Origin of the sequence: Mesorhizobium ciceri biovar biserrulae WSM1271, from assembly GCF_000185905.1 — a bacterium.
Lineage (GTDB): Bacteria > Pseudomonadota > Alphaproteobacteria > Rhizobiales > Rhizobiaceae > Mesorhizobium > Mesorhizobium ciceri.
Genome location: NC_014923.1, coordinates 5,071,728 through 5,086,607, shown reverse-complemented (window position 1 = coordinate 5,086,607; position 14,880 = coordinate 5,071,728). Strand labels below are relative to the sequence as shown.

General features: G+C 62.4%; 9 protein-coding genes. 7 read left to right on the top strand and 2 right to left on the bottom strand.

Annotated elements, in window-relative coordinates:
• The first annotated feature begins 100 nt into the window (after positions 1–100).
• From glgB to bglA, 6 genes are all read left to right on the top strand, one after another.
• Positions 101–2,314 (top strand): 1,4-alpha-glucan branching protein GlgB, encoded by a 2,214-nt coding sequence (glgB, locus tag MESCI_RS24765; RefSeq protein WP_013532700.1) that lies wholly within the window; start codon positions 101–103, stop codon positions 2,312–2,314.
• A gap of 52 nt (positions 2,315–2,366) precedes the next feature.
• A complete protein-coding gene (glgC, locus tag MESCI_RS24760) occupies positions 2,367–3,632 on the top strand; it encodes a glucose-1-phosphate adenylyltransferase (RefSeq protein ID WP_013532699.1) in 1,266 nt (421 codons plus the stop codon).
• 3 nt (positions 3,633–3,635) lie between these two features.
• A complete protein-coding gene (gene glgA / locus MESCI_RS24755) occupies positions 3,636–5,081 on the top strand; it encodes a glycogen synthase GlgA (RefSeq protein WP_013532698.1) in 1,446 nt (481 codons plus the stop codon).
• A 3-nt stretch (positions 5,082–5,084) separates the two neighbouring features.
• Positions 5,085–6,713: an alpha-D-glucose phosphate-specific phosphoglucomutase gene (locus MESCI_RS24750; protein WP_013532697.1), complete on the top strand. Its 1,629-nt coding sequence runs from the start codon at positions 5,085–5,087 to the stop codon at positions 6,711–6,713.
• Positions 6,714–6,912: 199 nt separating this feature from the next.
• Positions 6,913–8,928: a glycogen debranching protein GlgX gene (glgX, locus tag MESCI_RS24745; protein ID WP_013532696.1), complete on the top strand. Its 2,016-nt coding sequence runs from the start codon at positions 6,913–6,915 to the stop codon at positions 8,926–8,928.
• A complete protein-coding gene (bglA, locus tag MESCI_RS24740; protein ID WP_013532695.1) occupies positions 8,915–10,537 on the top strand; it encodes a beta-galactosidase BglA in 1,623 nt (540 codons plus the stop codon). Before glgX ends, bglA begins: the two co-directional genes overlap by 14 nt.
• Positions 10,538–10,547: 10 nt before the next feature.
• On the opposite strand, the gene MESCI_RS24735 is transcribed toward bglA, so the two are convergent.
• Both MESCI_RS24735 and MESCI_RS24730 read right to left on the bottom strand, forming a co-directional pair.
• The gene (locus MESCI_RS24735) at positions 10,548–12,329 is read right to left on the bottom strand and encodes a TadG family pilus assembly protein (protein WP_013532694.1); all 1,782 of its coding nucleotides are present in this window, start codon (positions 12,327–12,329) and stop codon (positions 10,548–10,550) included.
• Entirely contained in the window at positions 12,330–12,743 is a 414-nt protein-coding gene (locus MESCI_RS24730; protein WP_174299092.1) for a TadE family protein, read from the bottom strand.
• Between the two features lie 412 nt (positions 12,744–13,155).
• Here MESCI_RS24730 and MESCI_RS24725 point away from each other — a divergent pair, with 412 nt between their 5' ends.
• Positions 13,156–14,748 (top strand): peptide ABC transporter substrate-binding protein, encoded by a 1,593-nt coding sequence (locus MESCI_RS24725; protein WP_013532692.1) that lies wholly within the window; start codon positions 13,156–13,158, stop codon positions 14,746–14,748.
• Positions 14,749–14,880: the final 132 nt, after the last annotated feature.

Below are 14,880 nucleotides of genomic sequence, written 5' to 3'. Positions count from 1 at the left end.
CATGAGGCCGCAAACAATGTGGTCCCGGTGATGTGAATTTGAATGTTGGATTTACATCACTAGAAACAAACACTTGGTGCCCGGGGAGGGACACTGCCTGATGAAGAAGCCGCGCGCGACCGCTGCGACAAGCGGGCCGGATGGACTGGCGCCAGCCGGCGATGTTGCGGCGATTGTTGCCGGCACGCACGGAGATCCCTTCGCCGTCCTTGGTGTCCATGAGGTCGGCAAGAGCCTGTATGCCCGGTGCTTTGTTCCGAATGCCGAATTCGTCACCGCCTACACGCTGACCGGCACCATCGCGGGTGAACTGTCCAGGCGCAACGATGGCGGCTTTTTCGAAGGCAAGCTCTCGATCAAGAAGCGGCAACCCCTGCGCTATCATGCCAGGAACGCCGGCGGCGACTGGTGGCTGACCGATCCCTATTCGTTCGGTCCGGTGCTGGGCCCGATGGACGATTACTACATCGCCCAAGGCTCGCATCTCAGGCTGTTCGATAAGCTCGGCGCCCATGTCATTGATCACGAAGGCGCCACCGGAGTGCATTTCGCCGTCTGGGCTCCCAATGCGCGGCGCGTCTCGGTGGTCGGCGACTTCAACGAGTGGGACGGCCGCCGGCACACCATGCGAGACCGCCGCGACACCGGCATCTGGGAACTGTTCATACCCGACATCGGTGCCGGACGACCCTACAAATACGAGATCATCGGCCCCGATGGTGTGAGGCTGCCGCTGAAGGCCGACCCGTTCGCCTTCAAATCCGAACTGCGTCCGGCTACTGCTTCGGTCGTGGCGGTGCCGCCGGCGCACGAGTGGGGCGACGAGGCGCATCGCAATTTCTGGCGCAATGCCGATCACCGGCGAGAAGCCATCTCGATCTACGAGGTCCATGCCGGCTCCTGGCAGCTTCGCGACGACGGAACGTTCCTGTCATGGGACGAGTTGGCCGACCGGCTGATCCCCTATGTGGTTGAGACCGGTTTCACCCACATCGAATTCATGCCGATCTCTGAACATCCCTACGACCCGTCCTGGGGCTACCAGACGACCGGCCTTTACGCGCCATCGGCCCGCTTTGGCGACCCGGACGGCTTTGCCCGTTTCGTCGATGGCGCCCACCGCGCCGGCGTCGGCGTCATCCTCGACTGGGTGCCGGCACATTTCCCGGTCGACGCGCATGGCCTGGCCAATTTCGATGGCACCGCGCTCTATGAACATGCCGATCCGCGCAAGGGTTTTCATCCCGACTGGAACACCGCGATCTACAATTTCGGCCGCCGCGAGGTGGTGTCGTTCCTGGTCAACAATGCGCTGTTCTGGGCCGAGAAATACCATGTCGACGGTTTGCGCGTCGACGCGGTCGCCTCGATGCTCTACCTCGACTATTCACGCAAGGCCGGCGAATGGATCCCCAACGAGAAGGGCGGCCGCGAGAATCTCGAGGCGGTCAGCTTCCTGCAGAAGATGAACAAGGAGGTCTACGGCCATCATCCGGGCGTCATGACCATAGCCGAGGAATCGACCTCATGGCCGAAGGTCTCGGCACCGGTGCATGAAGGCGGCCTCGGCTTCGGCTTCAAGTGGAATATGGGCTTCATGCACGACACGCTGGAGTATTTCTCCAAGGAGCCGATCTTCCGAAAGCACCACCACAACGACCTCACCTTCGGCCTGACCTACGCCTTCTCGGAGAATTTCGTGCTGCCGCTCTCGCATGACGAGGTTGTGCACGGCAAAGGCACGTTGCTTGGCAAGATGGCCGGCGACGACTGGCAGAAGTTTGCGACGCTACGCGCCTACTACGCTTTCATGTGGGGCTATCCCGGCAAGAAGCTGCTTTTCATGGGGCAGGAGTTCGCGCAGCGCCGCGAATGGAGCGAGGCGCGCGCGCTCGACTGGAACCTGCTTGAATTCCGGCCGCATCGCGGCGTTTGGCAGACGGTGCGCGATCTCAACTATCTCTACCGTTCGCGCCCGGCGCTGCATGGCCGCGACTGCGAACCGGAAGGGTTTTCCTGGCTGATCGTCGACGACAGCCAGAATTCGGTTTTTGCCTGGCTGCGCAGCGCGCCGGGCGGCAGCCCGGTGGCCGTCATTTCCAATTTCACGCCGGTGCCGCGCGATAATTATCGCGTGCCGTTGCCGACATCAGGCAAATGGCGCGAGATCATCAACACCGACGCTTCTGAATATGGCGGTTCCGGCAAGGGCAATGGCGGCATGGTCGAGGCACGGGCGGAGGAAGGAAGCATCGCCGCGACGATGCTCTTGCCGCCGCTGTCCACGATCATGCTCGAGCTCGTCGCCGACTGAACCCATCGACACTGAGTAACATGTCGAGATCGAGTAACTTGGGAGGGTAGAAATGGCAGACTTGAAACGGACCCAGCCGCTGGCGCGCGATGCCATGGCCTATGTATTGGCCGGCGGCCGTGGCAGCCGCCTCAAGGAACTGACCGACCGGCGTGCCAAGCCGGCCGTCTATTTCGGCGGCAAGACGCGCATCATCGACTTCGCGCTCTCCAACGCGCTTAACTCCGGCATTCGACGCCTCGGCGTTGCCACCCAGTACAAGGCACATTCGCTGATCCGTCATTTGCAGCGCGGCTGGAACTTCCTGCGCCCAGAGCGAAACGAAAGCTTCGACATCCTGCCGGCCAGCCAGCGCGTCTCGGAAACGCAGTGGTATGAGGGCACGGCTGACGCCGTCTATCAGAACATCGACATCATCGAGGCCTACGGACCCGAATACATGGTCATCCTGGCTGGCGACCACATCTACAAGATGGACTACGAGATGATGCTTCGCCAGCACGTCGACGCCAATGCCGACGTCACCGTTGGCTGCCTCGAAGTGCCGCGCATGGAAGCCACCGGCTTCGGCGTCATGCATGTCGATGGCAAGGACAACATCATCGCCTTCGTCGAAAAGCCCGCCGATCCGCCCGGCATTCCCGATAAGCCGGAGTTTGCCTTGGCCTCGATGGGCATTTACGTCTTCAAGACCAAGTTTCTGATGGAGCAGTTGCGCCGCGATGCGGCCGAGCCGGGCTCGAGCCGCGACTTCGGCAAGGACATCATCCCCTATATCGTCCAGCACGGTAAGGCGATCGCGCACCGCTTCGCCAAGTCCTGCGTCCGTTCGACCGCCGAGAACGAGGCCTACTGGCGCGACGTCGGAACGGTCGACGCCTATTGGGAAGCCAATATCGACCTGACCGATATCACGCCGGAACTCGACCTCTACGACCGCGACTGGCCGATCTGGACCTATGCCGAATTGAAGCCGCCGGCAAAGTTCGTGCATGACGAGGATGGCCGCCGCGGTTCGGCTGTGTCTTCGCTGGTTTCGGGCGATTGCATCGTCTCGGGGGCTTCGCTGAAAAAAAGCCTGATCTTCACCGGCGCGCGCATCAATTCCTATTCGACGCTCGAAGAAGTCGTCATGCTGCCCGACGTTCATGTCGGCCGGAACGCAAAGTTGAAGCGCGTGGTCATCGACCATGGTGTTAGGATACCGGAAGGGCTGGTGGTCGGCGAAGATCCTATTCTCGACGCCAAGCGCTTCCGCGTTTCCGAAAAGGGCATCTGCCTGGTCACCCAGGACATGATCGACAAGCTGGGGCTCTGACGCATGCAGGTTCTGTCGGTCACGCCGGAAATTTTCCCGCTCATCAAGACCGGTGGGCTTGCCGACGTGACCGGCGCGCTGCCCATTGCCTTGGCGGCCAAGGGCGTGACCGTGCGCACGCTCATGCCCGGCTTTCCGACCGTCATGGCTGCCTTCAAGAAAAAGCGGGCGGTTCTGCAATACCCCTTGCTGCAGGGCGGCAAGGCCTCTGTCCATTCCGTCCAACTCGCCGGGCTCGAACTGTTCGTGCTCGATGCGCCGCATCTGTTCGACCGTCCCGGCGGCCCCTATGGCAATGCGACCGGCGTCGACTGGCCAGACAATTGGCGGCGTTTCGCGGCGTTGAGCCAGGTCGGCGGCGACATCGCCGGCGGCGCCATCTCGGGCTACCAGCCCGACATCGTGCACGCCCATGACTGGCAGTCGGCGATGACGCTGGCCTATATGCGCTATGGCAAGGCGGTCGGCGTGCCTTCGATGATGACCGTCCACAACCTCGCCTTCCAGGGCCAGTTCGGCGCCGGCATTTTCGGCGAGCTTGGCTTGCCGGCGGCGGCGATGGCGCTCGACGGCGTCGAATATTATGGTGGTGTCGGCTTCCTCAAGGCGGGCCTGCAGGCCGCCTGGGCGATCACCACGGTCAGTCCGACCTACGCGCAGGAAATCCGCTCGCCCGAATTCGGCATGGGCCTCGACGGCCTCATCAACATGCGCTCCAGCGATCTCCATGGCATCGTCAACGGCATCGACACCGGCATCTGGGATCCGGAAACCGACAAGCATCTGGTGTCCAACTACACGGGCAGCACGCTGAAGGCGCGCGCACCCAACAGGGCTGCCGTGGAGGATCGCTTCAGCCTTGAGCGCGATGACAGCCCGATCGTCTGCGTGGTCAGCCGCCTGACCTGGCAAAAGGGCATGGACATATTGGCGCTGGTGGTCGACGGCATTGTCGCGACGGGTGCGCGGCTCGCCATCCTGGGATCGGGCGATGCCGGTCTCGAAGGCGCGCTGCTTGCCGCCGCCGCCAGGCATCGCGGCCGCATCGGCGTCGTCGTCGGCTACGACGAGGGGCTGTCGCACATCATGCAGGGCGGCTGCGACGCCATCGTCATCCCCTCGCGCTTCGAACCGTGCGGGCTGACGCAGCTTTACGGCCTGCGCTATGGCTGCGTGCCGGTGGTCGCGCGCACCGGCGGCCTCGCCGACACGGTCATCGACGCCAATGAGGCTGCCGTCTCTGCCGGCGTCGCCACCGGCTTCCAGTTCGCGCCCAACAATGGCGGCGCCTTGCTGCACGCTATCCGCCGCCTCGTCGACGCCCATGCCAGTCCGACGGTCTGGGAATCACTGCAGCGCCAGGGCATGAAAGCCGATGTGTCGTGGGACAAGAGCGCGGAAAAATACGTCGAACTCTATCGTTCGCTGCTTTCGAAAAGGGTTGCCTGAAGCATGATACGGACCGTTCCCACCAAGCCTTATTCCGACCAGAAGCCCGGCACGTCGGGCCTGCGCAAGAAGGTGCCTGTCTTTCAGCAGGAGCACTATGCCGAGAATTTCATCCAGTCGATCTTCGACGCGCTCGACGGTTTCAAGGGCAAGACCCTGGTGATCGGTGGCGACGGCCGCTTCTACAACCGCGAGGTCATCCAGAAGGCCATCGCCATCGCAGCCGCCAACGGCTTCGGCAAGGTGATGGTCGGGCAGGGCGGCATCCTGTCGACGCCAGCCGCTTCGCATGTCATCCGCAAATACAAGACCTTCGGCGGCATCATCCTGTCGGCCAGCCACAATCCGGGCGGCCCGCATGAGGATTTCGGCATCAAGTACAATGCCGGCAATGGCGGCCCGGCGCCGGAAAAGCTCACCGACGCGATCTTCGAAAAGACCAAGGCGATTTCGAGCTTCAAGATCGCCGATATCGATCCGATCGACATCGACACAACAGGCACGGTCAAGGCCGCCGGCATGACGGTCGAGATCATCGATCCGGTCGTGGACTATGCCGCGCTGATGGAAAGCCTGTTCGATTTCGACGCCCTGCGCAAACTCTTCAAGTCCGGCTTCCGCATGCGCTTCGACGCCATGCACGCGGTGACCGGTCCCTACGCCAAGGAGATCCTGGAAAACCGGCTCGGCGCGCCCAATGGCACCTGCCGCAATTTCAAGCCGCTGCCGGATTTCGGCGGCCATCACCCGGACCCTAACCTCGTCCATGCCAAGCACCTCTATGACGAGATGATGGGACCGGACGCACCGGATTTCGGCGCCGCCTCGGATGGCGATGGCGACCGCAATCTGATCATCGGCAAGGGCATTTTCGTCACCCCGTCGGATTCGGTCGCCATGCTCGCCGCCAATGCGCGTCTGGCGCCCGGCTACAAGGCCGGTTTGAAAGGCATTGCACGCTCGATGCCGACCAGTGGCGCGGCCGATCGCGTTGCTGAAAAACTCGGCGTCGGCATCTATGAGACTCCGACCGGCTGGAAATTCTTCGGCAATCTGCTCGATGCCGACATGGCGACGATCTGCGGTGAAGAGAGTGCCGGCACCGGCTCCAACCATGTCCGCGAAAAGGACGGCCTGTGGGCGGTGCTTTTGTGGCTCAACATCCTCGCCGCGCGTGGCGAAAGCTGCAAGCAGATCGTCACCGAGCACTGGGCGACCTACGGTCGCAACTACTATTCGCGGCATGATTATGAAGAGGTCGAGAGCGACCGCGCCAACGCGCTGGTCGACGAACTGCGTGCCAAGCTCGGCTCGCTGCCTGGCACCAGCGTGCGCGGCCTGAAAATCGCCAGTGCCGACGATTTTGCCTATCACGATCCGGTCGACGGTTCGATCAGCGAGCATCAGGGCATCAGGGTTCTGTTCGAAGGTGGTTCGCGGGTCGTCTTTCGGCTGTCCGGCACCGGCACGTCGGGCGCGACGTTGCGCGTCTACATCGAGCGCTACGAGCCGGACAAGTCTCGGCACGATCTCGACACCCAGGCCGCCCTTGCCGATCTGATTGCCGCGGCTGACGATATTGCCGGGATTCACAGCCATACCGGCCGCCCCAAGCCGAGCGTGATCACTTGAGAGTGGCTGCGCGCGTTTCACCTTCTCCCCTTGTGGGAGAAGGTGGCCGAGCGAAGCTCGGTCGGATGAGGGGTGCTCCAGCTTGGCGCAAACCGATGTCCAGATCACTAACGCCGCGTTCCTTTCAACACCCCTCATCCGTCTCGGCGCTGCGCGCCGATCCACCTTCTCCCGCGAGGGGAGAAGGTGAGGCGCGGGCATGACCCAGCTCGGCGCCACAGTCACCCGCGAAGGCATCCGCTTTGCCGCCTGGTCGCAGGCCGCCCGTCGGCTTTGGGTCTCGATCTTCGACGAGCAGGGCATGCGGGAAATCGAACGGCTCGAACTGCAGCGGGAAGGCGAGGGCGTCCACGCGCTGTTCGTTGCAGGTCTTGGCTCCGGAACCCGCTACGGTTTCCGCGCCGACGGGGACTATGCGCCGGAGCATGGACTGTGGTTCGACCCCGACAAATTGCTGACCGATCCCTACGCCGTCGAGATTGACAGGCCTTATGCCTATGACTGGCGGCTGGCCGATCGCCGGGGCGAGGGGGGCGATACCGCGTCGCTGATGCCGAAGGCGATCGCGGCTGCGCTACCGAAGCCTGTGCAGGCTGCGCCGCCGCTCTTCCGCGCCGGCGGCCTGGTCTACGAAATTCCGGTGCGCGCCTTCACCATGCTGCATTCGGACGTTCCCGAAAAATTGCGCGGAACAGTCGCCGCACTTGCTCAACCGGCGATCGTCGAGCACCTGAAAAAACTCGGCGTTGGCGCGGTCGAATTGATCCCGGTGACCGCGTCGATCGACGAACGGCATCTGCCGCCGCTCGGGCTGCGCAACGCCTGGGGCTACAATCCCGTGACGTTCATGGCCCTCGATCCGCGCCTTGCGCCGGGCGGCATCATGGAACTGCGAAACACGGTCGCTGTGCTGCGCCAGGCTGGTATCGGCGTCATCCTCGACCTCGTCTTCAACCACACCGGCGAGAGCGACAGGCTTGGTCCCACGCTGTCGCTGCGCGGCTTCGACAACCAGGCCTACTACCGGCACACACCTGATGGCAGGCTGGCCAACGACACCGGTACCGGCAACACAGTCGCTTGCGACCATCCTGTGGTCCAGGAGATGGTCCTCGACACGCTTCGCCATTTCGTCAGGGATGCCGGTGTCGATGGCTTCCGCTTCGACCTCGCTCCCATTCTGGGGCGGGTCGAGGGCACATTCGATGCCGAGGCGCCGCTGCTGAGAGCGATGCGCGATGACGCACTGCTGGCCGATCGCGTGTTGATCGCCGAGCCGTGGGACATCGGCCCCGACGGCTATCAGCTCGGCAATTTTCCAGCGCCCTTCCTCGAATGGAACGACAAGTATCGCGACGATGTAAGACGGTTCTGGCGTGGCGACGCCGGCATGGTCGGCGCCCTGGCGACCCGGCTCGCCGGTTCGTCAGATGTGTTTGCCGCGAACGGGCAAGGCGCCAGCCGCAGTGTCAATTTCATCGCCGCCCATGACGGCATGACGCTCGCCGACATCGTGCGCTACGAGCGCAAGCACAACGAAGCCAATGGCGAGCAGAACCGCGACGGCCACAATGAAAACCTGTCCTGGAACAACGGCGTGGAAGGTGATGCGGACAACCCGGCCGTGGCAGCGGCTCGCCAGAACGACCAGCGCGCTCTGCTCGCCGCGCTGTTTGCCTCGCGCGGCACCATCATGCTGACCGCGGGCGACGAATTCGGCCGCACCCAGCAAGGCAACAACAACGCCTATGCCCAGGACAACGAGATCACCTGGCTCGACTGGGCCGGCCGCGACCAGGCGCTGGAGCGCTACACGGCGGAACTCTCGAGGCTGCGCCGATCGATGCCGGCGCTTTCCGACACAAGCTTCCTCACTGGCCAGCCGCCGGCAGGTTCGGAGATACCGGACGTCGCATGGCTTGCTGAGACGGGCGCGCCGCTCGATGAACAGAGCTGGCAGGATCCGCAGCGGCACCGTCTTGTCATGGTCCTGAGTGGCGCCAGCGATGACGACCGCCGTCTTGCGGTGCTTGTCAACGGCGATCGCCGGGCCTGCATGTTCACCTTGCCTGAACGAGACGGATTCTTCTGGGCCCCAGCTATCGAAGCGCCGGATGCGGCGGATATCTCGCGGCCAATATCCGGGCGGACGATGATCTTCATGATCGAACGAGCGCAGGCCGGCACAAGGGAGAAGCGCAATGGCGGCGAGTGACAAGAAGGGATGGTGGCGCGGTTGCGCCATCTACCAGATCTATCCGCGCTCCTTCCAGGACACGACCGGCGATGGCAGCGGCGATCTCGCCGGTATCACATCGAGGCTCGCCCATGTCGCCTCGCTCGGTGTCGGCGCCATCTGGCTGTCGCCTTTCTTCAAGTCGCCGATGGCCGATATGGGCTACGACGTGTCGGACTACTGCGATGTCGATCCGATGTTCGGCACGCTCGAGGATTTCGATGCGCTGGTCGCCGAGGCGCATCGTCTCGGCCTGAAGATCATCATCGACCAGGTGCTGTCGCATTCATCCGACAAGCACGACTGGTTTGTCGAAAGCCGCGCCAGCCGCGATAACCCCAAAGCCGACTGGTATGTCTGGGCCGATACCAAGCCAGATGGCAGCGCGCCAAACAACTGGCTCTCCGTCTTCGGTGGCCCGGCCTGGGAATGGGATTCTACCCGCCGGCAGTATTACATGCACAATTTCCTCCCCTCGCAGCCCGATCTGAATTTCCACAATCCGGAGGTTCAGGACGCGCTTCTGGAAACTGTGCGCTTCTGGCTGGAGCGCGGCGTCGACGGTTTTCGGCTCGATACGGTCAATTACTATGTCCACGACCGCTGGTTGCGCAGCAATCCACCCTTGGCATCAAGCGTCGCCGGCACCAACAGCGAGACCAACACCTACCTTTACCAGGAGCACCTGTTCGACAAGACGCAGCCGGAAAACCTGGCGTTCCTGCGCCGCTTCAGGGCGCTGCTCGACGAATATGACGACCGCGCCGCCGTCGGCGAGATCGGCGATGAAGGCCGCTCGCTGCAGACGCTCGCGGCCTACACTTCAGGCGGCGACAAGCTGCATATGTGTTACACCTTCGACCTGCTCGGTCCGCAGTTCTCGGCTGCGCATGTGCGTGGCTGCGTCGAAGCCTTCGAGGCGGCCGTCTCCGACGGCTGGGTCTGCTGGGCCTTCTCCAACCATGACGTGGCGCGCCATGTCAGCCGCTGGACAAGGCCGGACAGCGAGCCCGACGCGGTCGCAAGATTCTCGATCATGCTGCTCGCCTGCCTGCGCGGCTCGATCTGCCTCTACGAGGGCGAGGAACTCGGGCTGGAGGAGGCGGAGCTGGCCTATGAAGATCTGCGCGATCCCGTCGGCATCCGCTTCTGGCCAGGCGTCAAGGGCAGGGATGGGTGCCGCACGCCGATGGTGTGGGAGGCCGGCGCCGACAATGCAGGCTTCTCCACGGCCAGGCCCTGGCTGCCGATACCGGCCAGCCATCGCGCTCGCGCCGTTGACGTCCAGAATGCCGACACGGTCTCTGTGCTCGCGTCCTACCGGGCTGCGCTGGCCTTGCGCGGGGAGCATGAGGCGCTGATATCCGGCTCGATCCGCTTTCTCGACGCCAAGGGTGACCTGCTCGCTTTCATCCGCGACGGCGGCGGTGAAAGACTGCTCTGTGTCTTCAATTTCGCCGGAGGACCGGCCAATTGGCCGTTGCCGGGGGACATCGGAGCGGTTGCGCAGCTGGATGGCAATGCCGCGGTCGTCGAGACTGAGCTTTTGCTGCCAGCGCTCGGAGCCTTTTTGGGCAGGCTCGACTGATATCCCGACGTTACTGCACCAGCACGGCACGTCCGCATGTCGCGCCGGTGACCCGGACATCGGCCACGCCGAGATGCACGCCGAGCGTATCGAGTAGATTGTAAAGCAATGTGTCGACTGGTGCGGTCACGGTTTTCAGAAGCGTCGTCACAGCTGGCTTCACGGTGCCGAGCAACGCCGTTACGTCAAGCCCGAGGATACCAAGCGCATTGACGGAAAGCGACAACTTGTCGACCAGTGACGTTGTCAGCGTCTGGGTAATGTCCCGTGTCGGCGTCGTCTTGATGGTTTTGGCGGCGATCTCGGTTTTGTTGAAGACCAGGTTGGTCGGGCTGACGTTGGTGATGTCGGCACCCGCCGAACCCTTCACCAGTATTAGCGGGATTTTTAGCAGCAGCAGATTGAGGCTGACATCCGCGATGTTGGCGTCGGAGAACGACTGCGGGTTGCTGAAATCCGCGAAGGCGGTGGGGCTGTTATCGGCATCGCTGGCGGCAAGGTTCACCGCCGCGATGCCGGGCTTCGCGGCAATGGTAACCTTCAGGCTGTCGGGGCCGGTCGGGCAGTTGATGTCGGTCAGCTTGGCCTCGGCGTAGGCTACTTCGACATTCAGCGGCAGCTTGACCGACAGCAGGCTGATACCGCCGCCCAGGTTTGGGTTGCCGACGCCGACCGTGACAAGCAGCTTAATGCGCGTTTGCGCGGTGCGAACCACGGTGCCGGCTTCTCCAACCGCCAGCCATGGCGAGGATTGCGGTGGTTCGCCGATGGCGATGGCGAGCGTGGTCGACAGCACCCCGGGAATGGTGGCTCCGAGGGCGACGTCGACCTGTTTTGAACCGTTTGCCAGTCCGGCGGCGGCCGTCAGCATTCCCAAGGCGCTGGCGTCGACGCCGAGGCCGGCGGGCCTTTGGCCGAGGCCCAACTTGCCGACGGAGCCGAGATCGACCAGATGACTGAGCGGGATCTGGACCGTGCTGGTCGACTTGGACGCGATCGTCTGCAGGGCGACCTTGGCCGTGTTGCCAAGCCCAGGCACATTGGCCATGGCCGTGGCGATCTGGCCGACGGTCGCCTTCGATGCCAGCACATCCGAATACGAGACGCCGGTCAGGTTCAGCTGTGTGGCAAGGCCGTCCACGAAGGAGAGCACGCTCACATCCGCGGAGATCAGCGCGTTGTAGTCCATGACACTGAGCGAGATGTTGCTGCCGAGCAGTCCGCCGAGAAGCGCGTTGAGGATACCGCCATCGAGGCTGGCGAGCCTCGATCCGACCGAGAATGTCGCCTGTGGCGTCATGCTGGCGGTGGCTTGGGTGCCGATGACGGGAGTGGGGATCAGGGAACTCGCGAAATAGCGGGCGGGGATCTTCTTCAGGGTGACACGGACGGCATTGTAGGGGGTTATGCTGGCCTGGAAACGCTGGCCCACATTGGCCCCGGATGCCACATATCGCCCGGGCGTGACCGTCACGACGGTTTTGCCGACCGCCGGCTCGATCGTCTGTCCCGAGCTTTGAACGACAACCCCTGGCATGCCGTTGTCGGTCAGCGTGGTAACGACCGCTGTATTGACATTGGTCATGTTCGAGGCGGCGGTGATCGCCGCCAGATCCACCATTGCCTGCGCTTCGCGGCGCTCGGTGTAGATCGAGGCTTCGTCGATGGCCACTGCGGCCAGCGCCAGCGCCACCGGCGCGCTCAATGCCGCCATGACGGTGAAGTTCGCTTTCCTGTCACTCAGCATCAACCGGGCAAGCCGACCGATCCCATTGCACGCATGCAGCAGCATTCAAATGCCCCCGACCCTGATCGTTGACTGGCGCCTGATCGTGGTCCCGGGCATGGCTATGCCCGGGAAAAGGTTCCAGATCGGCAGGTTGCGGGCGTCGTATTGGATGGACACCACGAACTGGCTTCCATCGGCCGTGCTGTCGTTGGCCTGGTAGGTCAACTTGCTGACATCCACGAAGGGATATCCGCCGGCATTGTTGGTGACGAAGCTGGTTACGAGCGTTTGACGTTCGGTCTGGTTCAACCCGGCAATTGCCGTGCGGGCGGCATCCGCTGCGATCTGCTGGATCGAGTTGGCGGCGCCGAAGTATATACCGTATGCAACCATTCCGAGTAGAAGAAGAATGAAAATCGGTGAAAGCAAGGCAAATTCAACCGCAGAGGTACCGCGCTCTTCTTGAAAGTTCCGCATTAGTTGACGGATTTTGGGCAATTTACTTGCTCCGTTACTCATAGCCGCCGCGCGTCTGAAGCTCGAACCGTATAGAAGGTACTCGTAATGTAACCTCAGGTTGCTTAAGAACGCATTAAGACATTCCGGCAAACTGGCATGGCTCCCGATTCGCGGTGAAAAATAGCGTCGAGGTGAAGAAACCAAGTCAAGCTTTTGGTTTCGGCTGGTGTTTCAGCGGCCACACCATAGCTTTCGTCCGCCTTACTTTGGGTGACCCAGAGAGTCTGTTGAAATAAAAATTCTCCGCGTTAGTGTCTGGGCACGAGCCGCAGGACGGGAACCAGCGGCGCGCTCAAAGGGGTCAGATATCGGCTCCAGGGCGTCAACACTTAATAGGCGCGCCAACGGCGGCGCCGACAGGGAGAACTTCATGCTGAAAAACATGCTGAAGGCGACTGTGTTCGCCACGACGATGACGCTGGCCGCCGGGACGTTCTACACGCAGGCCTTTGCCGAGACCGTCTATAACAGGGGCACCGCCGCTGAATCGGAGTCGGTCGATCCGCACAAGACCTCGACGGTTTACGAAGCCAATGTCCTGCGCGACCTGTTCCAGGGCTTGGTCATGCAGGACCAGAAGGCCAATCTCATTCCTGGTGCCGCCGAGAGCTGGACGGTTTCGGACGACGGAACCGTCTATACGTTCAAGCTGCGCAAGGACGGCATGTGGTCGGATGGCAGCCCGGTTACGGCTGACGATTTCGTCTATGCCTTCCACCGGCTGGAGGATCCGGCGACCGGCGCCGAATACGCCTCGATGCTGTATCCGGTAAAGGGTGCGGAGGACGTCAACACCAAGAAGGGCAAGCCTGAGGACATGGGCGTCAAGGCGATTGACGCAAATACGCTGGAGGTCACGCTGAAGGCGCCGACGCCCTACTTCCTGGAGATGCTGACCCACCAGGCGACCTATCCGGTGAGCAAGGCCTCCATCGAAAAGCTCGGCGCCGATTGGATCAAGCCCGGCAATCTCGTTTCGAACGGCGCCTATACGCTGGCCGAATGGGTTCCCAACGATCATATGAAGCTGGTCAAGAACCCGAAATTCTGGGATGCGGCGACCGTCAAGTTCGACGTCGTCAACTACATCCCGACCGAGGACCGCTCTTCGGCGATGAAGCGCTTCGAGGCAGGCGAACTGGACAGCTACGACGACCTTCCGACTGAACAGCTCGCCGATCTCAAGACCAAGTTTGGCGACCAGATCCACGTTGGACCGTATCTCGGCACCTATTATTATGCGATCAAGACCGACAAGGCGCCGTGGGATAATGTAGAGCTGCGCAATGCCATCTCGATGGCGATCGACCGCGACTTCCTCGCCGAAAAAGTCTGGCAGAACTCGATGCTGCCCGGCTATTCAATGGTGCCTCCCGGCATCGAAGGCTACACGCCGGCAATGGCCAAATATGCGGACATGCCGCAGATCGACCGCGAGGATGCGGCCAAGAAGATCCTCGAGAAACTCGGCTATACGCCCGAAAAGCCGCTGAAGATGGAAATCCGCTATAACACGTCGGAAAACCACAAGAACACTGCGGTGGCGATCCAGGAACAGCTGAAGCCGCTTGGCGTCGACGTCACGCTGCTCAACACCGACACCAAGACCCACTACTCCTTCCTCGAGCAGAAGGGCAACTATGATCTGGCACGTGCCGCCTGGATCGCCGATTACAAGGATCCGGAAACCTTCCTCGGCATCTCGCGCAAGGCCAGCGGCAACAATTATTCGGACTACAACAGCCCGGCCTATGAAGCGGCCATGGACAAGGCGGCCGCCGCCGGGGGCAACCCCGAACAGCGCATGAAGGAACTGGCCGACGCCGAACGCATCCTGGTCGACGACGTCGGCCAGATACCGCTCCTCTATTACAGCTACCACGATATCGTCTCCTCGAAGCTGCATGGCTTCGTCGACAACGTGATGGACGTGCATCCGTCGCGCTTCGTCAGCAAGGACTAACCCTGGCCAAGCCACCGCGCCTTCCAGGCGCGGTGGCGATGGTTTGCCATCGCATCGGCCCGGGTACCGGAATTCGATTTCGGCAAATGTCGGTGCGAAGATTTGAAAGCTGGAGCGCGGCCGTCCAACTGG

Bases quoted from the DNA above. Each gene is read 5' to 3' on its own strand.
- glgB (WP_013532700.1), top strand. From the start codon at position 101: ATGAAGAAGCCGCGCGCGACCGCTGCGACAAGCGGGCCGGATGGACTG.
- glgC (WP_013532699.1), top strand. From the start codon at position 2,367: ATGGCAGACTTGAAACGGACCCAGCCGCTGGCGCGCGATGCCATGGCC.
- glgA (WP_013532698.1), top strand. From the start codon at position 3,636: ATGCAGGTTCTGTCGGTCACGCCGGAAATTTTCCCGCTCATCAAGACC.
- MESCI_RS24750 (WP_013532697.1), top strand. From the start codon at position 5,085: ATGATACGGACCGTTCCCACCAAGCCTTATTCCGACCAGAAGCCCGGC.
- glgX (WP_013532696.1), top strand. From the start codon at position 6,913: ATGACCCAGCTCGGCGCCACAGTCACCCGCGAAGGCATCCGCTTTGCC.
- bglA (WP_013532695.1), top strand. From the start codon at position 8,915: ATGGCGGCGAGTGACAAGAAGGGATGGTGGCGCGGTTGCGCCATCTAC.
- MESCI_RS24735 (WP_013532694.1), bottom strand. From the start codon at position 12,329: ATGCTGCTGCATGCGTGCAATGGGATCGGTCGGCTTGCCCGGTTGATG.
- MESCI_RS24730 (WP_174299092.1), bottom strand. From the start codon at position 12,743: ATGCGGAACTTTCAAGAAGAGCGCGGTACCTCTGCGGTTGAATTTGCC.
- MESCI_RS24725 (WP_013532692.1), top strand. From the start codon at position 13,156: ATGCTGAAAAACATGCTGAAGGCGACTGTGTTCGCCACGACGATGACG.